Annotated in this window: 21 protein-coding genes, 1 pseudogene and 1 riboswitch; of the genes and pseudogenes, 12 read left to right on the top strand and 10 right to left on the bottom strand. The window is 71.8% G+C overall.

Annotated features, from left to right (window positions below; genetic code table 11):
• Window positions 1–14: 14 nt before the first annotated feature.
• Window positions 15–311, bottom strand: a complete 297-nt coding sequence (locus tag ACFYRX_RS06095) for a hypothetical protein (RefSeq protein ID WP_389097105.1) — start codon at window positions 309–311, stop codon at window positions 15–17.
• A 174-nt stretch (window positions 312–485) separates the two neighbouring features.
• Here ACFYRX_RS06095 and ACFYRX_RS06100 point away from each other — a divergent pair, with 174 nt between their 5' ends.
• The 3 genes from ACFYRX_RS06100 (at window position 486) to ACFYRX_RS06110 (ending at window position 3,330) form a co-directional block, all read left to right on the top strand.
• Complete coding sequence (locus ACFYRX_RS06100; RefSeq protein ID WP_389097106.1) at window positions 486–851, top strand: nuclear transport factor 2 family protein; 366 nt, start codon at window positions 486–488, stop codon at window positions 849–851.
• Window positions 852–1,008: 157 nt separating this feature from the next.
• Window positions 1,009–1,091, top strand: a riboswitch (ZMP/ZTP riboswitch).
• Window positions 1,092–1,113: 22 nt separating this feature from the next.
• Window positions 1,114–1,962: a bifunctional 5,10-methylenetetrahydrofolate dehydrogenase/5,10-methenyltetrahydrofolate cyclohydrolase gene (locus tag ACFYRX_RS06105; protein ID WP_389097107.1), complete on the top strand. Its 849-nt coding sequence runs from the start codon at window positions 1,114–1,116 to the stop codon at window positions 1,960–1,962.
• A 138-nt stretch (window positions 1,963–2,100) separates the two neighbouring features.
• Window positions 2,101–3,330, top strand: coding sequence for a glycosyltransferase (locus ACFYRX_RS06110; RefSeq protein ID WP_389097576.1), 1,230 nt, complete (start codon window positions 2,101–2,103; stop codon window positions 3,328–3,330).
• Window positions 3,331–3,496: 166 nt separating this feature from the next.
• On the opposite strand, the gene ACFYRX_RS06115 is transcribed toward ACFYRX_RS06110, so the two are convergent.
• Window positions 3,497–4,171 carry a TetR/AcrR family transcriptional regulator gene (locus ACFYRX_RS06115; RefSeq protein ID WP_389097108.1) on the bottom strand — a complete coding sequence of 225 codons (675 nt, stop codon included), beginning with the start codon at window positions 4,169–4,171 and terminating at the stop codon, window positions 3,497–3,499.
• A gap of 184 nt (window positions 4,172–4,355) precedes the next feature.
• Between ACFYRX_RS06115 and ACFYRX_RS06120 the strand changes: the two genes are divergently transcribed.
• Window positions 4,356–5,600 carry a YncE family protein gene (locus ACFYRX_RS06120; RefSeq protein WP_389097109.1) on the top strand — a complete coding sequence of 415 codons (1,245 nt, stop codon included), beginning with the start codon at window positions 4,356–4,358 and terminating at the stop codon, window positions 5,598–5,600.
• Between the two features lie 318 nt (window positions 5,601–5,918).
• Here ACFYRX_RS06120 and ACFYRX_RS06125 read toward each other — a convergent pair whose 3' ends face one another.
• Both ACFYRX_RS06125 and ACFYRX_RS06130 read right to left on the bottom strand, forming a co-directional pair.
• Window positions 5,919–7,772 carry a cellulase family glycosylhydrolase gene (locus tag ACFYRX_RS06125; protein ID WP_389097110.1) on the bottom strand — a complete coding sequence of 618 codons (1,854 nt, stop codon included), beginning with the start codon at window positions 7,770–7,772 and terminating at the stop codon, window positions 5,919–5,921.
• A gap of 59 nt (window positions 7,773–7,831) precedes the next feature.
• Window positions 7,832–9,793 carry a GTP-binding protein gene (locus tag ACFYRX_RS06130; protein ID WP_389097111.1) on the bottom strand — a complete coding sequence of 654 codons (1,962 nt, stop codon included), beginning with the start codon at window positions 9,791–9,793 and terminating at the stop codon, window positions 7,832–7,834.
• 238 nt (window positions 9,794–10,031) lie between these two features.
• Here ACFYRX_RS06130 and ACFYRX_RS06135 point away from each other — a divergent pair, with 238 nt between their 5' ends.
• The 7 genes from ACFYRX_RS06135 to ACFYRX_RS06165 are packed head-to-tail and all read left to right on the top strand — an operon-like array spanning window position 10,032 to window position 17,421.
• Window positions 10,032–10,511 (top strand): (2Fe-2S)-binding protein, encoded by a 480-nt coding sequence (locus tag ACFYRX_RS06135; protein WP_389097112.1) that lies wholly within the window; start codon window positions 10,032–10,034, stop codon window positions 10,509–10,511.
• Window positions 10,508–12,853: a xanthine dehydrogenase family protein molybdopterin-binding subunit gene (locus ACFYRX_RS06140; protein ID WP_389097113.1), complete on the top strand. Its 2,346-nt coding sequence runs from the start codon at window positions 10,508–10,510 to the stop codon at window positions 12,851–12,853. Before ACFYRX_RS06135 ends, ACFYRX_RS06140 begins: the two co-directional genes overlap by 4 nt.
• Window positions 12,850–13,704: an FAD binding domain-containing protein gene (locus ACFYRX_RS06145; RefSeq protein WP_389097114.1), complete on the top strand. Its 855-nt coding sequence runs from the start codon at window positions 12,850–12,852 to the stop codon at window positions 13,702–13,704. The genes ACFYRX_RS06140 and ACFYRX_RS06145 overlap by 4 nt, the downstream gene beginning before the upstream one ends.
• A gap of 8 nt (window positions 13,705–13,712) precedes the next feature.
• Complete coding sequence (locus ACFYRX_RS06150; protein WP_389097115.1) at window positions 13,713–14,579, top strand: AAA family ATPase; 867 nt, start codon at window positions 13,713–13,715, stop codon at window positions 14,577–14,579.
• Window positions 14,580–14,584: 5 nt separating this feature from the next.
• Window positions 14,585–15,679, top strand: a complete 1,095-nt coding sequence (locus ACFYRX_RS06155) for a VWA domain-containing protein (RefSeq protein ID WP_389097116.1) — start codon at window positions 14,585–14,587, stop codon at window positions 15,677–15,679.
• Window positions 15,672–16,772: an XdhC family protein gene (locus ACFYRX_RS06160; protein WP_389097117.1), complete on the top strand. Its 1,101-nt coding sequence runs from the start codon at window positions 15,672–15,674 to the stop codon at window positions 16,770–16,772. The genes ACFYRX_RS06155 and ACFYRX_RS06160 overlap by 8 nt, the downstream gene beginning before the upstream one ends.
• A 19-nt stretch (window positions 16,773–16,791) precedes the next feature.
• Window positions 16,792–17,421, top strand: coding sequence for an SRPBCC family protein (locus ACFYRX_RS06165; protein ID WP_389097118.1), 630 nt, complete (start codon window positions 16,792–16,794; stop codon window positions 17,419–17,421).
• Between the two features lie 11 nt (window positions 17,422–17,432).
• Here the strand turns inward: ACFYRX_RS06165 and ACFYRX_RS06170 are convergent, their stop codons facing one another.
• The gene (locus tag ACFYRX_RS06170; RefSeq protein WP_389097119.1) at window positions 17,433–17,933 is read right to left on the bottom strand and encodes a metallophosphoesterase family protein; all 501 of its coding nucleotides are present in this window, start codon (window positions 17,931–17,933) and stop codon (window positions 17,433–17,435) included.
• A 168-nt stretch (window positions 17,934–18,101) separates the two neighbouring features.
• On the opposite strand from ACFYRX_RS06170, the gene ACFYRX_RS06175 reads away from it, so the two are divergent.
• Window positions 18,102–20,048, top strand: coding sequence for a glycosyltransferase (locus ACFYRX_RS06175; protein WP_389097120.1), 1,947 nt, complete (start codon window positions 18,102–18,104; stop codon window positions 20,046–20,048).
• 62 nt (window positions 20,049–20,110) lie between these two features.
• Here the strand turns inward: ACFYRX_RS06175 and ACFYRX_RS06180 are convergent, their stop codons facing one another.
• The 5 genes and pseudogenes from ACFYRX_RS06180 to ACFYRX_RS06200 form a co-directional block, all read right to left on the bottom strand.
• Window positions 20,111–20,914: a class I SAM-dependent methyltransferase gene (locus ACFYRX_RS06180; protein WP_389097121.1), complete on the bottom strand. Its 804-nt coding sequence runs from the start codon at window positions 20,912–20,914 to the stop codon at window positions 20,111–20,113.
• Window positions 20,915–21,497: 583 nt separating this feature from the next.
• Window positions 21,498–21,671: pseudogene (locus ACFYRX_RS06185) on the bottom strand (glucose-1-phosphate thymidylyltransferase); the annotation flags it as partial.
• A 76-nt stretch (window positions 21,672–21,747) separates the two neighbouring features.
• The gene (locus tag ACFYRX_RS06190; RefSeq protein ID WP_389097122.1) at window positions 21,748–21,924 is read right to left on the bottom strand and encodes a hypothetical protein; all 177 of its coding nucleotides are present in this window, start codon (window positions 21,922–21,924) and stop codon (window positions 21,748–21,750) included.
• A 159-nt stretch (window positions 21,925–22,083) separates the two neighbouring features.
• Window positions 22,084–22,503 (bottom strand): CBS domain-containing protein, encoded by a 420-nt coding sequence (locus ACFYRX_RS06195; protein ID WP_389097123.1) that lies wholly within the window; start codon window positions 22,501–22,503, stop codon window positions 22,084–22,086.
• 44 nt (window positions 22,504–22,547) lie between these two features.
• Window positions 22,548–25,004, bottom strand: a complete 2,457-nt coding sequence (locus ACFYRX_RS06200; RefSeq protein ID WP_389097124.1) for a SpoIIE family protein phosphatase — start codon at window positions 25,002–25,004, stop codon at window positions 22,548–22,550.
• Window positions 25,005–25,072 lie beyond the last annotated feature (68 nt).

Consider the following 25,072-nt stretch of genomic DNA (forward strand, 5'->3'; position numbering starts at 1 on the left):
GCGTACGGCAGCGGTCAGGCCTCGACCGCGGGCAGCAGCCCGGTGACGGGGGCGGCGAGGTCAGTGACCTGGTGCAGCTCGTTGAGCTTGTACAGGTCGTTGGCCTTGTTCAGCTGCGCGGAGACCCTCGGCATCTCGGCCTTGTGCTCCGCGGGGATGTCGCTGACCGCGAGCGAGTCGAGCATGGCGATCGGGCTGAGCGGGCTCGCTTCCGGGGCGGCCGCGTCGGCCGCGTTCGCGAGGGGGGCGGCGAGTCCGGTGACACCGACGGCGAGACCGACGGCGGCGACGATACGTCGAGTTGAGATCATGTTGTCAGCAACGTCCCCGGGCCCCTGGCGGACACGGCCCTCCGGCTACGCTCACTCGTCAGGCGGAGCGCCCGGACTGCGCTTGCCGTGACCGCCGGGGCGGAGGAGTCTCGTAGGAAAGAGGCCCGACGCGGCCCGCTCCTCGTCGGGCCGCGGCCCTCGAAGGAGGTCACCATGGGCACTGCGGCACGCTCCGGCTTCGACATCGACGCACTGCGCCGGGGCATCGAAGGACACACTGCGGCGACTCTTCTGTCGCTCTACGCGGACGACGCCGAGATACGCGTCGTGGACCGCAACAGCCAGCCCAGCCACCCGATGGTGCTGCACGGCAGGGACGAGATCAGCGCGATGCTCGACGACGTGTACAGCCGCGACATGACGCACAAGCTCGAACAGTGCGTCGTCGACGGCGACCACGTCGCCTTCAGCGAGTCGTGCCAGTACTCCGACGGGGTACGCGTCCTGTCCGAGTCGATGCTGACCCTGCGGGGCGGCATGATCGCCGAGCAGACCTTGATACAGGCGTGGGACGAGTAGCGGGAAAGGTGTCGAGGGTCCAGATCGTGATCCGGCTGATGTGGACCTTCTCGGCGGGAACGACGGCGGGTCGGACCCGCGCCTGCCGCCGGCCGTCGTTCTCGCGCGTCCGGACGGGCAGCGACTCCTGACCGGCGTGGGACGTCGGTTAGTGTGATGTCCGGACCGTGACTGGCGCTGAGGTGGAGTACCACCGGGGAGCGGTCCGCTGTCCCGATGCCGTGCGCCTGGGCGATTCCTTCGATCGGCTCAGGAGTGGATCATGTCCCAGGCAGGACTCATGGACGGCACCGCGCTCGCCCGGCGCATCGGCGAGGTCACCGCCGAACGCGCGGCCGACCTCACCGCACGCACCGGGCAGGCCCCCTGCCTCGCCACGGTACTGGTCGGCGAGGACCCCGCGTCCGTCATCTACGTGCGCATGAAGCGCAACCGCTGCCGCTGGGCCGGCATCGAGTCCCGGCACGTGGAGCTGTCCGCGGCCACCACCACCGAGGAACTCGTCGACACCCTGCGCGCCCTGTCGGACGACCCCACCGTCCACGGCATCCTGCTCCAGCACCCGGTGGGCGCGCACATCGACGAGCGGGCGGCGTTCGAGGCGATCGCGCCGGAGAAGGACGTCGACGGCGTCACCTTCACCTCCTTCGCGACGATGAGCTTCGGCCTGCCGGGGTTCGTGTCCTGCACGCCGGGCGGGATCATGCGGCTGCTCGACGCGTACGACGTCGACCCGGCCGGCACACTGGCCGTTGTCGTGGGCCGCAGCGCGATCCTCGGCAAACCGGCCGGCATGCTGCTGCTCGCCCGCGACGCCACGGTGACCTACTGCCACTCCCGTACGGCGGACCTGTCGGCGGCGGTTCGGGAGGCGGACATCGTGGTCGCGGCGGTAGGGCGGCCACGGCTGATCCGGGGCCAGGACATCAAGCCGGGCGCGGTCGTGATCGACGCCGGGTACAACGCGGGGAACGTCGGAGACGTCGACTTCGACTCGGCGGTGGAGCGGGCCTCGCTGATCACGCCGGTGCCGGGCGGCGTCGGCCCGATGACCATCGCCACGCTGCTGGAGCAGACGGTGGAGGCCGCCGCCCGGCAGCTCGGGGTGTAGCGCGGGCGTCAGGACGGCGGACGACGGCGGCCCGGCCGCTCCTCCGATGCGGCCGGGGTGAACTGGCCGGATACCACGGGTCGTTCAGGCCCCGCGACGGGCTGCGGCGCCATACTGTCCGTCGTGCGGGTAGCGATCATGACAGCGGGCTCCCGGGGCGACGTGGCCCCGTTCACCGGGCTGGGACACGGTATGGCGCGGGCCGGGCACGAGGTCACCCTGGTCACCCACGGTCGTTTCGAGCCGCTCGCGGCCCGGGCCGGGATCGGATTCCACGCCCTGCCGGTCGATCCGCGGGCGGAGCTGGAGTCCTCGCGCGGGCGGGCCCTGCACCGCAGCACGACCGGCGTGGGCAAACTGGTGCGGGTGGTCGCGATGGCCCGGGCGCTGGCCGTCGAGATGACCGACGACCTGGTGGCCGCCGCCCGCGCCGCCGACGTGCTGCTGCTGTCCGGGTCGGTGGCCCCGCTGGGACACGCCGTCGCCGAGGGACTGGCGTTGCCCAGCCTGGGCCTCAACCTCCAACCTCTCGCGCCCACGAGGGAGTTCGCGCCGCCCATGCTGGGCACCGGCTCCTGGGGTGCGCTCGGCAACCGGATCGCCGGGGCGGGTCTGAACCTGGCCGTGGAGCAGGTCTTCGCCTCGGCCCTGCCTCCGGTGCGCGCACAGCTGGGGTTGCCGCCCCTGGGCACGGCCGCCGCGCTGCGGGCCCGGGAGCGACAGGGCTGGCCGGTGCTGCACGGATTCAGCCCACAGGTGGTCGCCCGGCCCCGTGACTGGCGGTGCGGGCTCGACGTGGCGGGCTACTGGTGGCCGTACGACGAGGACGAGCGGCTCTCCGACGAGCTGCGCCGGTTCATCGACGCGGGGCCGCCGCCGGTCTTCGTGGGCCTGGGCAGCGCGACCGTGCCCGACCCCGGGCGGATCAGCGCGGAGATCGTGCGGGCGCTGCGCCGGGCCGGCCTGCGCGGAGTGATCCAGCGCGGGTGGGCGGGTCTCAGCGCCATCGGCGACGACATGCTGACCATCGACGAGGCACCGCACTGCGCGCTCTTCCCCCGGATGGCGGCGGTGGTCCATCACGCGGGCGCGGGCACCACCGCGGCGGGGCTGCGCGCCGGGATTCCGGCCGTACCGGTGCCGATCCAGTTCGACGAGAGCTTCTGGGCGGCGCGGCTGGTGGCACTGGGGGTGGCTCCGCGCGCCCTGCCCCTGAGACGCCTGACGGCGGACACGCTGGGGGCGGCGCTGGTACGGGTCACCCGGGATGCCGGGTACCGGGAGCGTGCGCAGGCACTGGGGGCGCGCATTCGGGAGGAGGACGGGGTCGCACCGGTGATGGCAGCCCTGGACCGCGTGACCGGGTAGGGCCTGTGACGGCCGGGGACCATGTGACCAACCCCGGCTTCCCACGACCGGAAACCACACGACCCGGTGAGACCTCGGACGACCAGGACCCACACGACCCGCTCCGGCCTCCAACGACCGAAAACCGCACGACCCGGGAAGGCCTCGGACGGCCGGGGGCGCGTGCTCAGGCGGAGCCTGGGGCGGTCGGTGCCGTCCAGCCCGGCGGTTGCAGGATCCCCATCAGCTGGCGGACCAGCTCCTCGACGACCTCGTCCAGGGTCGCGTCCACCCACCCGGCGCTCCAGTCGTGGAGCAGGCCGTTGACGCTGCCGATGAACGCCGTCGCGGCCAGCCGGAAGTCGCGGGGTGCCGCCTCCCCGCGGGCGACCGCCCGCTGCGCCTCTGCGCACACCAGGTCCACCCAGTGCGCCCGGCGGGCCAGGCGCTGTTCCTCCAGCCGTGGGCTGACGCCGATGATCTCGACGAAGGTGATGCGCACCCGGCACGGGTCGGCCGTGACGTTCGCCGCGTACGCACGGAAGATCGCGGCGGCACGCTCGGTGAGCGGAAGGTGGTCGCCGTCGGCGACGGCCTCCAGCACGGCTGCCGTCGCCCAGTCGTTGACCTCGAGGTGCAGCGCGGCCAGGACGTCCTCGAGGGTGTGGAACTCCTCGTAGAACTGGCGGGTGGAGAGGCCCGCGGTCTCGCTGAGGGCCGCGACCGTCGTGGCGCGGTAGCCGGGAGTGTCCCCGAAGAGCCGGAGTGCCGCGTCCAGAAAGCGCCGGCGCCGCTCGGCCTGCCGCTCCACGGCTGTCTTGCCGCCGTAGCGACCGGTCGGGGCCTTGAGCCTGCCCGTCACCGCACCTCCTACCCGGGGCCGGACGCTCCGGCCTTCCGTATGTCGCCCAAGTTTGTCGTGTACGCAGTCTTGTGGAGAAGGGCCCCCCTTCCTTACTTTGCAGTAAGTTCACTCTGAATGCACGCATCTTCAGATTCGCCGATTTGGCATGCCCGCATCATGAGCCGCCCAAGGGAGCCCCCTCATGTCCGCCCTCAGCCCCAGACACCTGTGTGCCATGGCCGCCGCCGTCGTCCTGACCCTGACCGCCCCCGCTGCCGCCGCGAGTGCCGCGGACGCCTCCTCCCTGCGCGAGGTGCTGTTCGTGGGCAACAACTGGGACGGCACGGCCGACGTCATCAAGTCCTCCGGTGATCTGGCGAAGATCGGCCGGATCAACGTGATCCCCGACAAGGACGCCCGGATGGCGGAGATCAACGCCGATCCGATCAAGTGGATCTACTTCATGGCGATCCGCAACAGCGTCGGTGAGGGCCACGACCAGTTCGTCGACGACATGTACTCCACGCCGGACGGCAAGTCGGTCGTCGTCTCCCGGCCGAGCTTCGCGGACGTCGTGTCGATCGACCTGGCCACCGGGAAGATCAACTGGCGCTTCCGGGTGTCGGGTTACCGCGCGGACCACATGGCCGTCTCCCCCGACGGCACCCGGGTCGCGGTGTCGGCCTCGACCGCGAACACCGTGCACGTGCTCAACATCAACACCGGCCAGCAGCTCGGCTCGTTCGCGACCGGCGACAAGCCGCACGAGAACATCTTCACCAAGGACGGCAAGTACATCTGGAACATGGCGATCGGTGACGTGAACACCGACTCCGACGCCCCGTGGCAGGACTTCACGAAGGGCGACCGGCACATCACGGTGGTCGACGCCACGACCTACAAGCAGGTCAAGATCATCGACATGCGGGACAAGCTGAACGCGATCGGCCTCACCGACTACTCGGACGCGGTGCGCCCCGCGGTGTTCTCGCCCGACGACTCCAAGCTGTACTTCCAGGTGTCGTTCTTCAACGGCTTCTTCGAGTACGACGTCGCCACCGACAAGATCACCCGCACGAAGACCCTGCCGAAGAACCCGGCGACCAGCGACGACCGCACCACCATGGTCAACGACTCGCGCCACCACGGCATTTCGATGAGCCCGGACGGCAGCAAGCTCTGCGTCGCGGGCACCATGGACGACTACGCGACGGTGGTCAACCGCACGACCCTCCAGGAGGGCCCGCTCGTCCCCGCCTCGAAGCCCTACTGGGCCACCGTCAGCGGTGACGGCAAGAGCTGTGTCATCTCCGAGAGCGGCGCCGACCAGGTCACCGCGATCGACTTCGCGACCGGGCAGAAGACGGCGTCCGTGGCGGTGGGCGACCACCCCCAGCGGGTGCGGTTGGGACACGTGGCCGCGGACTGGACGAGCCCTGCCTCCTAGCGATCGCGGCCGGCCGCCCCGCCCAGTACGGCTGGTCCGGCGTCACCGGCACGGTTACCGCGGGCACCCCGGCGTGCAGCCCGACCGCCGAGGTGCCCGCTCGTGCGTGCTGGACCACGGCCGTGACCCGCGGGAACAACACGGGGTGAGGCAGGTCCCCGGCCCGGCTGCGACTGCCGGGCGTGAGCAGGCCGGTCCGGTCGTGGTGGTGCGGCGTGCGCACCACCACTCCGGCCCAGGACACGACCTGCGTCACGGAGTTGCTCATTCAGCCGGCCTTCGTCAGGGTCCGGCTTCGACCCTGACGAAGGGAGTGGGTCAACCGAGCTTCTGGGACACCCAGTTCGCGAGCTCGGACTTGGCCGCGCCGAGCAGGGAGGCGGAGGGCGAGGTGGCCCCGTTGGTGACCAGCGCGTAGTGCAGGACGCCGGAGTCCGCGTCGGTGAGCAGGAGGCGGCGGCTGCCCGTGCCGCCCGGTTCGAGGGCCGTGCCGACCGGGGTCGACGTGGTGTACGCCGGGGGACCGTAGACCGTTCCGAGATCGGAGACGACGGTGGTCGTGGAGTTCGGGAAGGAGGCGGGCAGGTGGAGTTCGGTGGGCGCCGAGCCGCTCGAGGAGCGCCACACCAGGACCGAGTACTGGCCGGACCCGACCAGCGACGACACGTTCGGCAGGCCGCTGGGCACCGGGTTCCAGGTCAGGGTCGTGGAGCCGTCCCTGGAGCGGTCCTCGTAGGTGAAGGCGACCGTGCTGCCGGAGGTGGCGCTCGGGTAGATCCGGTCGAGGAGCCGGGCGTCCTGGCGGAGCACCGGTGTGCCCGAGTCGTCGAGCTTCACCGCCGAGAGGTCCTCGTCGTTCCAGCCGTCGGCCGCGGTGATGACCTTGTCGGGGTTGTCGTTCATCAGCTCGTTGTGGCGGCCGTTGTAGATGTCCCACTGCCACTGGCTGCCGGACAGGACCGGTCCGGAACTCGCGGGCGTGGACCACCAGTTGGCGCCCTTCACCCGGGAGTCCAGGGCCTGGTACATGGCCTTGAGGACGGTGGGCGCCTTGCCCGCGGTGTTGCCGTTCAGCGGGTGCCCGAACTCGCTGACCACGGCCGTCGTCCCGAGCGCCGTGGCGCGGTCGCGGACGGTGCCGAAGTCGGTGACGTACTGGCCGTCGGAGGCGTTGCCCCACATCAGGATGCCGGAGATGGCCTTCTGGTCGTAGAAGTGGGTGTTGAAGACGTATCGGGAGCCGAGCGTGCCGGCGTCGAGGAGGCCGCCCTCCTCCTTGCTGACGTTGCCGTTCCAGAAGAGGTTCGGCTCGACCATGGCGGGCTTGTCCGTCCAGCCTGCCGCGTCCATCCGGGCCCGGAACTTCACGTAGAAGGGCCACAGCACGTCGCGTTCCCAGGTGCGGCTGTTCTGGCCGGAGTCGTAGCTGCCGGCGTAGGGCTCGTTGTAGGGGTCGAACCCGACGACGCCGGCGAACTCACCGGTGGTCAGGTTCGCCTTGATGTACGTCATGGCCTTCTGGGCGGTGGCCAGGAAGTAGTCCTGGAGGCCGTAGTTGTTGTGCCAGAAGTCGTACTGGCCCGCCTTCACCGCACCGTTGGAGGTGATGTTCTGGCCCCACACGAAGCAGATTCCGCAGGATTCGGCGGGGTAGTTGCCCAGCGCCACCGCCCACGCGGGGGCGCCGTCGCCGGTGTACCAGCTGCCCGAGTTGAACAGCCAGCGGGAGTACAGGTCCTGGTGGAAGTCGGGGTAGACGCGGATGCCCGCGTCGAGGAACGCGCGCATCTGCTCGGTGGCGTTCGCCAGGTACGTGGCGTCGACCTGCCCCTTCACCGGTTCCGCGTAGGCCCAGGACAGCAGGAAGCGGACGGAGTTGCCCCCGCCGAGGGCCCTCAGCGCGGTCGCCGACTTCTTGGCGTCGGCGACCGAGGCGAAGGGCAGACCATGGTTCTCGGCGAGCTTGGTCTCGCCGGAGACGTTGTAGCCGCGCAGGACGACCTCGCGGCCGCCTGCGTCGACGAAACGGCCGTTCGCCACGGTGAGGGCGGTGCCGTCGAAGGGCAGGGAGTCGGCGATGCCGGCGGCGGAGGCGGACGGGTTTCCCGCCACCGTCAGGAATCCACAGAGGACAACCAGAACAACGAGCAGACGCGCGCGCATATTCGGCATGTCCCTTACAGTCCGACTCATGCACCACACCGTCAACACTTATGACTGATGAGTAAGTTTCATCTTTTCCGGGTAGTCGCCGGACGAATCGGAACAATGCCGTGGATGATCCGCGCGTAGTGGTCGAAGGCGCTCTCCAACTCGCCCTCCCCCCGGGTGAGTCCGGGCAGCCGCTGCTCCAGTTCGTGCAGTCGGGCCGCCGGTACCGCGCCCTCCACGCAGGCGGTCTCCCCGCGCGTCTCGGTGGTCTCCGGTACGGCCCTCAGCGCGGCGAGCGCCGGCAGCAGGGTCCCGAGGGTGTCGGCCGGGGCCTCGACGCGGAAGCGGTGCATCGGCTCGTGGACCAGGGTGCCCGCCCGCCGCAGCGCATCGACGAGGACCACCGGGGTCACGCCACGGAAGTCGGCGCCCGTGCTGGACATGCTCTTGTTGAAGCCCTGGTGGGCATGGCTCTGCCGGGGTGAGTAGCCGCAGTGGGTCATGGTGACTGTGCAGTCGGTGACCTGCCAGCCGTACAGGCCCTGGTCGAGGGTCTCGTGCACGGCGTCCTCGACCGCCTTGAAGAAGGCGTACGGCATGGCGCCGAGCTCCACTTCCAGCCGGAAGGACACGCCCGAGCCCGCCGGCGCCGGGTCGACCCGCAGGCCGACGGTGGCGAGGAAGGGGTTGCCGTCCTTCTTGTTGAACTCGACGGCTGCGCCCGTCCCGGCCGGCCGCTCGATGCACAGCGGCGTGGTCTCGCGGAAGGTGACGTCGAGGCCGAACTCCTCGGCGAGCGTGGCCTGGATGACCTCCTTCTGGACCTCGCCGTAGAGGGAGACGGAGGTCTCCTGGCGACCCTCGTCGTGCCTGAGGGCGATCAGGGGGTCCTGCTCGGCGAGTCGGGTCAGGGCGAGGTGGAGGGAGCGACTGTCGGTGCCGGGGCCCGGGACGACGACCGTCTCGAGGGAGGGCGGGGCGAAGAAGTGGTCGTGGGCCTTGCGGGGTTCGCCGAGGTCGTCGCCGATGCGGACGCCGGCCAGGCCCCAGAGTTTGGCGATCCGGCCCGCCGGGACCGCGTCCCGCCGGGTCTCGCCGCCACCGTCGAAGACGCTGATGGCGGTGACACGACCCTCCGCGCGGCCCTGTTCCCCAGGGCCCTGTTTCCCGCGTCCCCGTTCCGCGCGCCCCTCGCCGAACGGCACCCGGTCGCGGGTGCTCAACGTGCCGGAGAACAGGCGGGCGTACGCGACCTTCTCCCCCGCGGGCCCCCGGTCGACCTTGAACACCGTCGCGGACACGGGCCCTTCGGGGTCACCGTCGGCGGCGGGAAGCAACTCCCGGATGCCCGCGACCAGTTCGGGAACTCCCGCGCCCGTGGCGGCGGAGCCGAAGTACACCGGATGCGCCAGGGCCTGCCTGGTCTGTGCGACCAGTGCACCGCGCAGCAGATCCCCACCGACCCGCCCCTCGACAAAAGCCGCCAGCAGGTCGTCGTCGGCGTCGGCGAGGACGTCGTAGGGACCGGGCCCGGGGAGGAAACGAGCCTCCCGGGTGCCGGGTCCGTCCACCGTCCCCATCGGCACGATCGCCGGAGTGAGCCGCTGGGCGATGGCCCGCAGGGTTCCGTCGTACCGGGCTCCCCTGCGGTCGATCTTGTTGACGAAGACAAGGGTCGGGATGCGCAGCCGCCGCAGGGTCCGCATCAGGACCCTGGTCTGCGCCTGGACGCCCTCGACGGCCGAGACGACCAGGACGGCGCCGTCGAGCACCCCGAGGACCCGCTCCACCTCGGCGATGAAGTCGGGGTGGCCGGGGGTGTCGATGAGGTTGACGGTCACGTCGTCGACCGTGAAGGAGACGACGGCGGACTTGATGGTGATGCCGCGCCGGCGCTCCAGCGCGAGGGTGTCGGTCTGTGTGCTGCCGGCGTCGACGCTGCCGATCTCGTCGATGACTCCGGCCGAGTGCAGCAGCCGCTCGGTCAGGCTGGTCTTACCTGCGTCGACGTGGGCGAGGATCCCGAGGTTGAGCAAGTGCACGAAGCGTCATGTCCTTAAGAATGGGGGTCATTCCTTCCTGGGCGGACATGGGCGCAGTGCGCATTGCGACTCCTGGTTCCTACGACGGCTGGGCAGACGGGGGGACATCCGAAGTCCAACAGGCGCGAGCACTCCGCGGCAACGGATTAACGCTCAACCAGTCGCGTCCCGACCCTCGCCCCCTCCCCGGAGCGGTCCTAGAGTGACGCACATCACGTCCGTGGTCCTGGGAGGGCACATGACCCGTATCTCGGTGAAGGTGGACGGCACGGTGTACCAGGACGAGGTGGAACCCCGTCTTCTGCTGATCCACTACCTGCGTGACCGGCTGGGCCTGACCGGCACCCCGATCGGCTGCGACACCTCCAACTGCGGGGCGTGCACGGTCGACCTGGACGGTATGAGCGTCAAGAGCTGCTCGGTGCTCGCCGTCCAGGCGGACGGCGGCGAAGTGACCACCGTTCAGGGGCTGGCCCGGGACGGGGAACTGACCGGCCTCCAGCGCGCCTTCCACGAGCGGCACGCGCTCCAGTGCGGCTACTGCACCCCGGGCATGCTCATGGCGGCCCGTGATCTGCTGCGCGAGAACCCGCACCCGACCCCGGACGAGGTGCGCCACGGCCTGGAGGGCAACCTCTGCCGCTGCACGGGTTACCAGAACATCGTGCGAGCCGTGATCGCCGCCGCCGAACCCGTCGAGCAGGGGGTGACGACATGACCGAGGTCGGCACGGCCCGGCTCCGCAAGGAGGACGCCCGGCTGCTCACCGGACAGACTCTCTGGACCGACAACATCGACGCCAACGGTCTGCTGCACCTGGCCGTTCTGCGCAGCCCCATGGCACACGCCCGCATCGACCGGGTCGACGTCTCCCCCGCGCTCGAACGCCCGGGCGTGGTCGCCGCGTTCAGCGGCGCGGATCTGGCGCAGGGCATGGGTTCGCTGCCCTGCGCCTGGCCCGTGACCGAGGACATCGTGCTGCCCGACCATCCGCCGATCGCCGTCGACGAGGTGCGCTACGCGGGTGACCCGGTGGCCGTCGTCGTGGCCCGCGACCGGTACGCGGCCGCCGATGCCCTGGAGGCCGTCGAGGTCGAGTACACCCCCTTGCCGCCGGTCCTGGACCTCGAGAAGGCACTGGCCGAGGGCGCCCCCCTCGTCCACACCGACAAGGGCACCAACCGCTGCTACGACTGGCCGCTGCGAGGCGGCGAGGACTTCGATGCGGTACGGCGGCGCGCCGAGGTGACCCTCAAGCGCCGCTACCACCAGCAGCGGCTGATCGCCAACGCCATGGAGCCGCGCGCTGTGGTCGTCACCCCGATCGCCGCCTCGGACGAGTACACGGTCCACTCCTCCACCCAGATCCCGCACATCCTGCGGGTCATGCTCGCCGTGGTCACCGGCATCCCCGAGCACAAGCTGCGGGTGGTCGCCCCCGATGTGGGCGGCGGCTTCGGCTCCAAACTCCAGGTGTACGGCGAGGAGGCGATCACCCTCGCGGTCGCGCGCCGCCTCGGGCGGCCCGTGAAGTGGACCGAGTCCCGCTCCGAGGGCTACCTGGCGACCCACCACGGCCGGGGCATGATCCAGGACGTCGAGATCGCCGCGAACCGTGACGGCCGGCTGCTGGGCCTGAAGGCCGACCTGCTCGTGGACATGGGCGCCTATCTGATGCTGGTCACACCGGGCATCCCGATCCTGGGCGCGTTCATGTACCCGGGCATCTACAAGATGGACTCCTACGAGCTCAACGTCACCGGCGTCTTCACGACCAGGACGCCGACGGACGCCTACCGCGGCGCCGGACGCCCGGAGGCGACGTACGCCATCGAGCGGATCATGGACGACCTCGCCGTCGAACTCGCCCTGGACCCGGTGGAGTTGAGGCGCCGCAACTGGATCCGGCACGAGGAGTTCCCGTACACGACGGTCGCCGGGCTGACCTACGACAGCGGCAACTACGAGGCCGCGACCGACAGGGCGCTCGCACTGTTCGACTACGACAAGCTGCGCGCCGAACAGGCCGACCGCAACCAGCGGGGAGACACCGTGCGCCTCGGCATCGGTGTGTCGACGTACACCGAGATGTGCGGGCTCGCACCGAGCCGCGTGCTGCGGGACCTCAGGTACGCGGCGGGCGGCTGGGAGGCGGCGAGTGTGCGCATGCTGCCCACCGGCAAGGTCGAGGTGGTCACCGGGACCAGTCCGCACGGGCAGGGGCACGCGACCAGTTGGAGCCAGATCGCCGCCGACGTGCTCGGAGTGCCGTTCGACGACGTCCAGGTCGTGCACGGGGACACCAGGGCCGCCCCGCAGGGCATGGACACCTACGGCTCGCGGTCGCTGGTGGTCGGCGGCACGGCCGTGCACCACGCGGCCACGAAGGTGGTCGACAAGGCCAGGAAGGTCGCGGCCCATCTGCTCGAAGCGAGCGAGGGGGACCTGGAGTTCACGGACGGCGTCTTCTCCGTGAAGGGTTCGCCCGACGCGCGCAGGACGATCCAGGAGATCGCCTTCGAGACGTTCACCTCGCACGACCTGCCCGACGGAGTGGAACCCAGCATCAACGCCGGACATCTGACCGACCCGGACAACTTCTCCTATCCGCACGGCACCCACCTGTGCGCGGTGGAGGTCGACACCGAGACCGGACAGACCCGGATCAGGTCCTACGTCGGCGTCGACGACGTGGGCCGGGTCGTCAACCCGATGATCGTCGAGGGCCAGGTCCACGGCGGGCTCGCGCAGGGCATCGCCCAGGCCCTGTACGAGGAGGCCGTCTACGACGACGAGGGCAACCTGGTCTCCGGCACGATGGCCGACTACCTCGTCCCGTCGGCGCCCGACCTGCCCGAGTTCGTCACGGACCGCACCGAGACGCCCGCGACCTCGAACCCCCTGGGCGTCAAGGGAGTCGGCGAGGCGGGCACCATCGCCTCCACACCGGCCGTCGTGGGCGCCGTCGTGGACGCGCTGCGGCCGCTGGGCGTGCGTGACCTGCGGATGCCCTGTACGCCCGAGCGGGTCTGGCAGGCCCTCGAGGAGGCCTCGGCATGATTCCCCCGACCTTCGACTACACCCGTCCCGACAGTGTCGCGGAGGCGGTGCGCGCGCTCGCCGAGGGCGGCGAGGACGCCAAGGTGCTGGCCGGCGGACAGAGCCTGCTGCCGTTGCTGAGGCTTCGGCTGGCCTTTCCCGAACTGGTCGTGGACGTCGGGCGGGTGCCCGGGCTCAGCGGGGTCCGCGAGGAGGGCGGCACCCTCGTCGTCGGCGCGCTGACCACCCACCACGACGTGATCCGCGATCCGCTGGTGCGCCGGCACGCGGGGCTCCTCGCCGCCGCCACGGCCCGGGTCGGAGATCCCGCCGTACGGCATCGAGGCACCGTCGGAGGCTCGCTCGCGCACGCCGACCCGGCCGGAGACCTGCCCGCCGTGGCGCTCGCCCTGGACGCGGAGATGGTCGCCGTGGGGCCGGGCGGCAGGCGCTCGATCCCCGCGCGGGAGTTCTTCGTCGACTACCTCCAGACCGCGCTGGAGCCCGACGAACTCCTCGTGGAGATACGGATACCGAAGGCCGACGGCTGGGGCTTCCACTACGAGAAGTTCCACCGGGTCGCCCAGTCCTGGGCGATCGTCGGCGTGGCCGCGCTGGTACGGCGGGACGACGGGCACATCGCCGAGGCGCGCGTGGGGCTCACCAACATGGGCTCCACTCCCCTGCGCGCCTCGGCGACCGAGGAGGCGCTGGCCGGCGCCGCCGACTCCACGGCGGTGACGCGGGCCGCCGAGTCGGCGGCGATCGGGACCCGGCCGTCCCGGGACCTGTCGGGGTCGCCCGAGTACCGGGCGCATCTCGCCAGGGTCCTGACCAGGCGGGCGGTGCTGGCCGCCGCCGGCATGGGGTGAACGGGGGCGTGGACGGCCCGGAGGAGGTGCGGGCCCGCCTGGAGGAGACGGGGTACCTCGTCGACGAAGGGCTGGCCGTCGCCTGCTTCCTGGCCCTCAGGCTGCACCGGCCGCTGTTCTGCGAGGGCGACGCGGGCGTCGGCAAGACCGCGCTCGCCGCCGCCCTCGCCGAGGCGCTCGACGCCCCGCTGATCCGGCTCCAGTGCCACGAGGGCATCGACGCCTCGCAGGCCCTGTACGACTGGGACTTCCCCCGTCAACTGCTGCATCTGCGAGCCGCCGAGGCGGCCGGGGCCGTCGACGCGGACCGGCTGGAGAGCGAACTGTACGACCGTCGCTTCCTGGTCGCGCGGCCGCTGCTGCGGGCCCTGGAGACCAGTCCTTCAGTGCTGCTGATCGACGAGATCGACCGGGCCGACGACGAGTTCGAGGCGTTCCTGCTGGAGCTGCTGTCGGAGTTCTCCGTGACCGTTCCGGAGCTGGGGACGTTGCGGGCCGAGGTTCCGCCGGTGGTCGTACTGACCTCCAACCGGACCCGTGAGGTGCACGACGCGCTCAAACGGCGCTGCCTCTACCACTGGTTCGACCATCCCGGCTTCGCCCGTGAACTCGCCATCGTGCGGCGGCGGTTGCCCGGTGTGTCGGCGCGGCTGGCCGAGCAGGTGACCGCGCTGGTGCAGAAGCTGCGCTCCGAGGACCTGCTCAAGCCGCCAGGTGTGGCCGAGACGATCGACTGGGCCGAGGCGCTGGACGCGCTGGGCGCGAGCGAGGTCGACGCAGAGCTGGCGGTGGCGACGCTGGGGTCGGTGCTGAAGTACCGGGAGGACGCGGAACGGGCGCGTGGGTCGCTGCTGACGGCTCTGCGGGACGTGTGATCACCGTGGCCGGGAGGGCCGACGCCGCCTTTCTCGCCTTCGCCCGCGCCCTTCGCGTGGCCGGTGTCGACGCGAGTGCCGAGCGGGTGCACGCCTTTCTGCGGGCGGTGGCCGAGCTGGGACCGGCGCAGGTGTACTGGGCGGGGCGGCTGACCCTGTGCGGAAGCCACGAGGACCTGGAGCGCTACGACCAGGTGTTCGCGGGCTGCTTCCGGGGCGCTTCGGCCGAGCGGCGGGTGGCCTCCCCCGGGTTGCGGCTCACCGTACGGGACGCGGAGGCAGGTGTTCGTCGCCGTACGGACGACACCCCCGAGGCTCCGCGGGCCGCCGCGCTCGCGAGTTCCGCCGAGGTGCTCCGCCACCGCGACATCGCCGAACTGGACGCCGCCGAACGTGCCGCCCTGCGTCGACTGCTGGCCGCGTTCTCGCTGCAAGGACAGACCCGCCGTACGGCCCGTCGGCGTCCGGCGGGACGCGGGGCCGTCGATCCGCATCGGACCGTGCGGGAGCTGTTGCGGCGCGGTGGGGAGCCGGCCCGACTCCGGTACCACGAGCGGTCCGAGCGGCCCCGCCGGGTCGTGCTGCTCGTCGATGTCAGCGGTTCGATGGCACCGTATGCCGACGCGTTGCTGCGCTTCGCCCACTCGGCCGCCCGTGCCGGCCGCACGGACGTGTTCACGATCGCCACCCGCCTCACCCGAGTCACCCGTGAGCTCACCCACCGCGACCCCGACCGGGCGATGGCCGCGCTCGCCACAGCCGTACCGGACTGGCGTGGCGGGACCCGGCTCGGTGAGCTGCTGCGGGAGTTCCTCGACCGGTGGGGGCAGCGGGGCATGGCGCGGGGCGCGGTGGTCGTGCTGCTGTCGGACGGCTGGGAGCGTGGCGATCCGGAGCTGCTCGCGGCCCAGATGCGACGCTTGCACCGGCTGGCGCACCGGGTGATCTGGGCCAATCCACGCAAGGCGCGCCCCGGTTACGCACCCCTGGCCGCCGGGATGGCGGCTGCGCTGCCGAGCGTGGACGCGTTCGTCGAGGGGCACAGCCTGGCCGCGCTGGAGCGTCTGGCGGCGGTGGTGAAAGGAGCCGACGATGCGTGACATCCTCCCGGTGCTGAACGGCTGGTACACGGCCGGAGTGCCGTTCGGCCTGGCCACGGTCGTCTCGACGAGCCGCAGCGCGCCGCGTGATCCGGGCGCGGCCATGGCCGTGGGCCCGGACGACGAGGTCGTCGGCAGTGTGTCCGGCGGCTGCGTCGAGGGGGCCGTGTTCGAGCTCGCCCAGGAGGTGGTGGCGAGCGGTGAGGCCCGGCTCGAGACCTTCGGGTACAGCGACGAGGACGCGTTCGCGGTGGGGCTCACCTGCGGCGGGGAGATCACCCTTCTCGTACGGCCTGTGACGGCCGGACTCGATCCCGCGTTCGGCGAGGTCGCGGAGTCGGTCGCGGCGGGCCGTCCGGTGACCGTGGCGAGTGTGACCGACGGTCCCGCGCAGCGAGGTGCCACGCTCGCCGTGTGGCCGGACCGGGTCGCGGGCACCCTCGGCACGACCGGTCTCGACGTGGCGGTCACCGCCGACGCACGCGGCGAACTCGCCCTGGGCGCCACGGGGTTGCGGCACTACGGCCCGCGCGGCGAGCGGCGCGAGGACGCGGTCACCGTCTTTCTGCACTCCTTCGCCCCGCCGCCCCGCATGCTGGTGTTCGGCGCGATCGACTACGCGGCCGCGGTCGCCCGGATCGGAGCCTTCCTCGGCTACCGGGTCACCGTCTGCGACGCCCGCCCGGTCTTCGCCACGCCGAAGCGCTTCCCGGAGGGCGTGGAGGTCGTCGTGGACTGGCCGCACCGGTACCTCGGCGCCACCGGCACCGACGAACGCACCGTCATCTGCGTACTGACCCACGACCCCAAGTTCGACGTGCCCCTGCTCGAGGAGGCACTGCGCCGGCCGGCCGCGTACATCGGGGCGATGGGCAGTCGCCGTACCCACGACGACCGGATGAAGCGGCTGGCCGAGTCGGGGCTCTCCCCGGCCGAGCTGAACCGGCTGCGCTCGCCGGTCGGGCTCGACCTCGGGGCCCGTACGCCGGAGGAGGTCGCCGTGTCCGTGGCCGCCGAGATCGTCGCACTGCGCTGGGGCGGCAGCGGTACCCCGCTGACGGCGACGGCGGGGGCGATCCATCCGTCTTCGTGAAGCCTGCCTGGAGGAAGTCATGGAACTGCACCACGAGTTCACCGTGCCCGTCCCGGTCGACGAGGCCTGGCGGGCGCTCCTCGACATCGAGCGGGTCGCGCCCTGCATGCCCGGGGCGGTGGTCGAGGACTACGACGGCAAGACCGTGACCGGCTCGGTGAAGGTGAAGGTCGGGCCGATCACCGTGTCGTACAAGGGCACGGCCGTCTTCGAGGAGCAGGACGAGGAGGCGCACCGCATGGTGCTGGTCGCGAGCGGCAGGGAGACCCGTGGCCAGGGCACCGCACGGGCCACGGTGACCGGCACGCTCACCGCACAGGACGGCGGCACGGCCGTGTCGGTGCGCACGGATCTGGCGGTGACCGGGCGTCCCGCGCAGTTCGGGCGGGGCGTGCTGGCGGAGGTGGGTGACCGGCTGGTGGGCCGGTTCGCCCGGTGTCTGGCGGAGCGGCTCGGTGAGTCGGAGGCTGTCGCGGACACGGCCGCGCAGGTGGGCCGGCCGGCCGAGGAGCCCGACGACGAGCCACTCGACCTGCTGCGGACCATCGCCGTACCGGTGGCCAAACGGGCCGCGGCAGCGGTGACGGCGGCCGGCGTCCTGGTGCTCGTGGCCACGCGGATACGACGGCGGCGCAACCGATGGGGGTGATGCCCCGGATCTCAGCGCGGCGGCAGACGGTGCAGGTGTACGTCGGTGAGGCGGCCGTCCGACGCGGTCGCCGTCATATAGGTGCAGTGGGGCTGGCGGCGGCGGTCGGTCGGTGAGCCGGGGTTGAGCAGGCGCAGCCCGCCGGGGGCGGTGGTGTCCCAGGGGATGTGGCTGTGGCCGAAGACCAGGACGTCGATGCCGGGGTACCGGGCGGCGCAGCGGGCCTCGCGGCCCTGGGCGGCGCCGGTCTCGTGGACGACGGCGAAACGCACGCCGCCGAGTTCGGCGTAGGCCACCTCCGGGAGCCGCGCTCTCAGGCCGGGCCCGTCGTTGTTGCCGTACACGGCGACGAGCCGTGCGCTGCGGCTCTCCAGCAGGTCGAGGGTGGCGGTGTCGACCCAGTCACCGGCATGGAACACGACGTCGGCGTGGGCGAGTTCGGCGAGAAGCGGAGCCGGGAGTTCCTTGGCGCGCTTGGGCAGGTGGGTGTCGGACATCAGCAGCAGGCGCACGGAAACCACCCTAGAGGAGTCGGCGCCGGGGGAGCGAAAGCGGAGGTTGTGCGGCCGGTCGCCAAGGCGGCCCGGCGGCACGGCACTTGTCCTGTGGGCGTTAACATCGGCCCACAAAGCGTCTATCCGTGACGCATGCCACAAGCCACCCAAGGAGTCCGGACACCGATGCCGGTCAAGGTCAGCGTCGTCATTCCCGTCTACAACCCGGGAACCTACATCGAGGACTGCATCGCCTCGCTGCTCAGGCAGTCACTGCCCCCCGACGAGTACGAGGCGATCTTCGTCGACGACGGTTCGACCGACGGCACACCCGCCCGGCTCGACGAGCTCGCCGCCTCGGACGCCCGTGTCACGGTCGTCCACCAGGAGGCCTCCGGCTGGTCCGGAAAACCGCGCAACGTGGGCATCGAAGCAGCCCGGGGCGAGTTCGTCATGTTCGTCGACAACGACGACTACCTCGGCGACGAGGCCCTGGAGCGGATGTACGACTACGCGGTCGCCAACGGCGCCGACGTGGTCGTGGGCAAGATGGCCGGCCAGGGCCGGGGCGTGCCGGTGGAGCTGTTCCGCCGCAACCACCCGCGGGCCACCGTCGACAACGCCCCGCTGATCGACAGTCTGACCCCGCACAAGATGTTCCGGCGGGCCTTCCTGGACCGGATCGGGCTGCGCTTCCCCGAGGGCAGGCGCAGGCTCGAGGACCACGTCTTCGTCACCGAGGCGTATCTGCGCGCGGACAACGTCTCCGTGCTCAGCGACTACGTCTGCTACTACCACCTCAAGCGCGACGACGCCTCCAACGCGGGCTTCCAGCGCTTCGACCCGGTGGGCTACTTCGCGAACCTGCGCGAGGCGCTCGACGTCGTCGAGAAGTACACCGAGCCGGGGCGCTCGCGCGACCGGTTGCTGCGTCGCTGGCTGCGCAACGAGATGGTCGAGCGGATGCGCGGCAAGCGGCTGCTCAACGCGCCCGAGGACTACCGCCAGGAGCTCTTCGCCGAGATCCGCAGCGTGGTCGTCGAGCGCTTCGGGCCGGGTGTCGCGGCCGGCCTCCAGCCCACTCAGCAGGTCGTCGCAGCCCTGATCGCCGACGGCCGGCTCGACGACCTGGTGGCGTTCGCCGAATGGGAGACCTCCGTCTCCACCAAGGCCGAGCCGGACGGCATCGAGTGGGACGGCGATGTGCTGCGCATCGGTCTGTCCGCCGAGCTCACGTCCGACGGCACGCCGATGACGTTCCCCGCCGAGGGCACCGCCGCCCCGCTCGACGGGCCGCCGGCCTCCGTGCAGGAGGCCGTGAACTGGGTGGCCTCGCACAGCGTCGCCCGCTTCGGGAGCGCCACGGTCGAGTTGCTGCTGAGCGAGCGGACCAGCGCCGCACAGTACTTCCAGCCGGTGGAGTTCACCCGGGAGACCGTCCCTGCGGAGGGGGACGGTCGGGTACGGCTCGTGCTGCGGGGCACCGCGGCCGTGGATCCGGCCACCGCGGCCGACGGCAGCCCGCTCGGCTCCGGGCGGTGGGACGTCCACCTCCGCGTCAAGCTCGGCGGCTGGACCAAGCAGAGCCGACTCGGCCCGGTCCCGGTCAAGGGACGTACGGCCGCGGACGCCGGTGTGGTGGGCGGCCGGGTGGTGCTGCCGAGCTGGACCGCCAAGCAGGGCACGCTCGCCCTGGACGTCGACACGCCGGGCAAGCGCCTGGGGCCCGAGCGTCTGGCGGACGGGGCGGTCACCGTCTCCGGCGACCGCCTCGAGGTGTCGGTGCCGTTCCATGTGCCCGGTGACTCTCCGGTGCTGCTCAAGCTCACCCGTGGTTCCGGCGCCGCGTCCGTGCAGGTCTCCGGCACGCTGCGGCCCAAGGGCTCCGAGGCCCTTCTGGAGGCGGTGCTGCCCGTCGGCGACCTCGCGGGCGCGGCCTGGCGGGTCGCGCTGAGCCCGGCGCCCGAGGCGCCGGAGCCGTCCTTCCATCCGCTGCCGTTCGCCGTGCGCGTGAGGGCGGGCAGCGTCCAGGTCGTGCACCCGCCCCGGCCGGGGGCCGGGCAGCGGCTGGTCCGCCGGGCGAGGCGGGTGGCCGGGAGGCTGGTCGCCCGGGTCAGGGCACGCGGTAAGTAGCAGCGGGGACAAGCGAGACGGGGAGGACGCCGAGGCGTCCTCCCCGTTTCACGTCGTGTCGCTCAGCTGGCGTCGCTGAGCCGCTCGAGGCTGGTGCGCAGGTGCTCCCAGCTGCGGGACCGCTTGCTTCCCCGGTTGCGGGCGTTGACCAGCGCCTTCCAGAACGACGCCTCGATCAGCGTCTCCGGCTTGATCGCCGAGGTGCGCTCCAGGATCGTCTCGGGCACCTTCTGCGGGTCGGGGACCACGTACTCCGCGATGATCTCGTCGTACTTGTCCTGGAGCACCGTGTTGGTCGGGTCCGCGCCGAAGACCAGGAGCTGGCCGGTGGGCTCGGTGTCGACCAGGACCGTCACCAGGTCGGGCCGGTAACGGTTCAGGACCTCGATCACCTTGTAGACGTCACCGGTCCAGGCGTTGGTGTGCCGGTCACGGGCCGCCTCGTCCACGTTGCGCGGCAGCATGTCGTCGAAGACGATCACGCTGGCCCAGTCCGCGTACTTCTCCACGTTGATGAAGTCGCGGAGCGCGTACTCGAAGAGGTGCATGCCGTCGATGAACGCCAGGTCGAGCGTGACGTCCTGCCAGTAGCCGAACGGAGTGCGGTTGCGGATGACGTTGCGCAGCGGGTTGCGGCCACCCTTCAGGTGCTGCAGCGGGTTGTCGCGCGCGAAGAAGTCGTCGCTGGTGGCCTTGGCCAGGTGGACGTCGCAGCGGATCTCCGAGACCACTTTGAACGCCGGGTCGATCGCGATACTCGGTACCCGGGAGAACGTCAGGCTGCGGCCGTCGTTGACGCCGATCTCCAGGTAGTTGCGGTTCGCGCTGGCTTTGTGGAGCCCCCGCAGGAACTCATGACGTTTCACTGGGAAATCTCCTTGCGGATGTGTGGCAGTGCTTCGTGCAGGGCGGACCGCCGGTTCCGGTGCGAGGCCGGCGCGGCCCCCGTCCACCGGTCGCGCCCGAGGGCGCCGAGGGCGGGACCTGGTGCGGGCCCGGAGAGGACCTCGCTGCTGGTGGGGCCGACCCGGTGAGGGGCGGCCGAGGTGGTGCCGGAACGCTTCCCGCACCGGTGCATGCCGACTGCCCGCGCCGGATCCGGTGCCGTGGAACATACCGTCTGTGCCGTCTTCACGGCAGTGCTTCGCACCGAGGGGCGCGGTCCCGGTAAGAGGACCGTGCACGCCGGGCAAGGCCGGAGGCCGACCTTCCGGGGGCGGGGCGCGGGGCCGGACCCAGTGGAGCGGTCGTGGGCGGCGGCGAGAAGGCTCATGAAGGGATCTGCACCCTGCCGTGGTCTCCGGGCCCCGGGCGGTGGGCCAGGGGCACGCTGGGGGTCACGGTCTCGGCATGGCCGCCGGTCAGCGGGGAAGTGCCTGCGGGGGCGGGGCGGCGTGAGTCCGCGACGCTCGCGTGCTCCGGGTCGGAGACCAGGTTGGCTTCGGCGAGGTCGGTGATGTCGTCGACGAGCACCCCGGCGCGGGTGATTCCCGCGTCGGCGATGCGTGTGGGGCCGTGGAACGACACAGCCTTGTGGGCGACGGGCAACGGTTGTTCGGCCGAGGTGTGCATGGGCGGCCGCAACCGTGTGCCGGCCTCGCCGGACAGCACGAGAGCCTTCATCTGCGCCACCTTAGCCCGAATTCGCGGCAACGGGCCATGGCGGGGGGATTGCCCGGGAGTTGCGTCCGGTGGTCGCTCAGTCCTCGCCGCGGAAGATGTTGCTCTCCCCCGTGTGCGAGGTGGTGGGGCCGACGCGGTCCTCCACGGCGGGCAGGCAGGTCCGCAGGTCGCCCTTGCCGTGCAGGCGACGGGACCTGGACCAGCCGGTCTCGGGCCGGCGGGCGAGGGGTTTGTCAACGGTCTGCGGGGTCACGGTGGTTCACCGTCCTTCCAGGCTGCTTCTCCGGGTCCCCGGTGACGGTCGGCCCAAACGGGCCGGCCGGCCGTCAGGGCGCCGGTACCGTACACGCGTACAGCGGGGACCCGCTCCCCGACGCTTGACGGCAGGCCGTGCCGAACTCGCCTGTCCGGCTCAGGTGTTGGAGCGGGCCGCGCTGATGTCGCCGAGGGCCGACTCCGGGTCGCGTTCCATGGCGGCGTCGCCGAGAGCGACGATGCCGACGGGGTGGCCGCCCTCGACGACCGGGATCCGGCGCACCGCGTGTTCCCGCATGAGCGCGATGGCGTGGTCCAGGTCGTCCTCGGGACCGACGGTCACCAGGTCGTCGCTGCACGCGCCGGCCACGGTGGTCTGCTCGGGGTCGCCGCCCTCGGCGAGGGAGCGCACCACGAGGTCACGGTCGGTGACCAGGCCCCGCAGTTCGTCGCCCTCGGTGACGAGGACGGCCCCGAGGTCCTGGTCGCGCATGATGCGGGCGACGGCGGTCACGGAGGTCTGCGGTTCCACGGAGACCGGGGCGCTGGTCATGATGTCGCTGACGTGCTGGGTCATGGCGTACCTCTCTGGCAGGGGTTTCCGCGGCCGGGTACCCCGCCTCAGGCATCGAGTGCGACTTCGCTCCACACCTGTTTGCCGCCGCTGACGGGGACGGTGCCCCAGGCGACCGACACGGCCTCGACGAGCAGGATCCCGCGGCCTCCGGTGGCCTCCCAGCCGATGTCGGTGGGTTTGGCGGGGGTGCGGGGCGAGGCGTCGGCGACGGACACGCGCAGCCGCCGGCTCACCAGGGTGAGGTCGAGACGGACCTGGCCGTCGGTGTGCACGAGGGCGTTGGTGACGAGTTCGGAGACAACCAGCAGTGCGGTGTCCAGGGCGTCGCCGTGGACCCCCCACCGGCGCAGGACACGCCGGGTGAAGCGGCGGGCGTGCCCGGCGGCCTGGGGGACGCGCCAGACCGTCCAGCCCTCTCTGAGCGGGTGGGTGGCCATGCCGTCGTAGCGCAGCAGGAGCAGGGCGACGTCGTCGCTGCGGCGGGCGCCCTCGAGCAGGGCGTCGGCGACGAGACCCAGGTGGGCCGGGTCGGAGGCGGCCAGTTCTCGGGCGAGGCGGTCCATGCCCTCGTCGATGTCGGCCTCGGTGGACTCCACGAGGCCGTCGGTGGTCAGGGCGACCAGGGTGCCGGGCCGCAGCCGGAGCGGGGTCATCGGGAAGTCGGCCTGGGCCAGCACGCCGAGCGGGGGGCCGCCGTCCGCCTCCGCGATCTCCGTGGTGCCGTCGGGGTGGCGCAGAACAGGCGGCAGGTGGCCCGCCCGGACGCACCAGGCGGTGCCCTCCTCCATGTCGAGGTCGACGTAGGCGCAGGTGGCGAAGAGGTCGGTCTCCAGGTCCATCAGGAGCCGGTTGGCGCGGGCGACGACGACGTCCGGGGGGTGGCCCTCGACGGCGTAGGCGCGCAGGGCGGTGCGCATCTGGCCCATGAGGGTGGCGGCGGCGGCGCTGTGGCCCTGGACGTCGCCGATGACCAGGGCGACGTGGTTGTCGGGCAGCGGGATCACGTCGTACCAGTCACCGCCGAGTTCGAGGCCCGCGGTGCTGGGCAGGTAGCGGGCGACGGCGGTCGCGCCGGGCAGTTCGGGCAGGCGGCGGGGCAGCAGCTGGCGCTGGAGCATGCCGACCAGTTCGTGTTCGGCGTCGAGGGCGTGGGCCCGTGTCAGGGCCTGCCCGGCGAGGCCGGCGGAGGCGGTGAGCAGGGCGCGCTCGTCGGGGTCGAAGTGGTGCGGGGCGTCCCAGCCGATGAGGCAGGCGCCGGCCATGCGCCCCGCCGCGGGCAGCGGCAGGACGGCGAGGCCGCCGGGGCCGACGTCGGCGAGAGCGGGTTCCAGGACGGTGCCGGCGGGCCAGATCTGGGCGCGGCCCTCGCGCAGGGCGGCGGCCAGGGTGGGCATGGCCCGTACCGGGGCCTCGGGCCACTCGCTGCGCCACTCCAGGCGCCACAGCTCGGGCCAGGACTCCGGTTCGGGAGGGTCGAGAACGGTGACGACGAGCCGTTCGTTCTCCAGCTCGGCGAGGGCGATGCGGTCGGCTCTCAGCGGGGCACGCAGCGCGGAGACGACGGCCTGGCTGACGTCACGGACCGTGCCCGCCATGGCGAGGGCCGCGGCCAGTCGCTGTACCCGCGCCACGTCGGTGACGTCGGAGCGCAGGGTGGAGGCGTCGGCGACGGCGCCCACGAGGCGTGCGGGCCGGCCCTCCCCGCCCGGCAGCATGCGCCCACGCAGTCTGAGCCACTTCGGCGGTCCGGACGGCTGCAGGACGCGGAACTCCAGCTCGCGGTCGCCGAAGGACATGTGGCCGGCCTCGAAGAGGGACATCAGCGAGGGCAGGTCCTCGGGGACGGTGAGGCCGAGCAGGGTCTCCACCTTGCCGTCGAAGGCGGCCCGGCTCATGCCGAACAGCTCCAGGAGCTCGTCGCCGACCTCCACACGGCCGGTGTCCATGGCGAGGGTGAACGCGTTGGGGCGCGGTTCCGCGCCCTCCGGGGCCACCGCGGGGACGGGGCAGACGATCGCGTCGGCGATCAGTTCGAGGCACTTGCGGTCCTCGTCGTCGAAGCCGGCCGGCCCCTCGCCGACGGCGAGAAGACAGGCCCGGCCGTCGTCACCGTGCGCGGGCAGCACAGCCAGGTGGAAGTCCCGCCGGCCCACCCTGCCGGACTCGGCGCGGGCGGCGAGTTCCCCGGGGCCCAGGAAGAGGGGGCGTCCCGAGCGGTACGCGTCGGCGGGCGGGGAGCCGCCGGAGCTCGGATAGCTGTCACGCAGCCCGTACAGGGTCAGCGGGACGCCGGCCGACTCGACGAGGTACAGCAGGTCCCCGTCCTCGCCGGGGGTGTACACCGCGGCGAGGGCCGCCCCGGCGAAGACGAGCGCCTGTTCGAGGACGCGGCGCAGCCGTTCGGGGGATTCGGGATCGTCGTTGAGCGACGTGAGGGCGTTTTCGGCACGCAACGCTCTCGTTCTGCGGCCCGCAGCGTCCTCACTCACCACGTCCGCCATTACAGCGCTTATGCGGCACGTGCGCAGCCCCTGTGGGCGTTCCGTGGAGCATCTGCGCGGTCCGCGTC

It is taken from the genome of Streptomyces sp. NPDC005374, from assembly GCF_042872225.1.
Classification (GTDB): domain Bacteria; phylum Actinomycetota; class Actinomycetes; order Streptomycetales; family Streptomycetaceae; genus Streptomyces.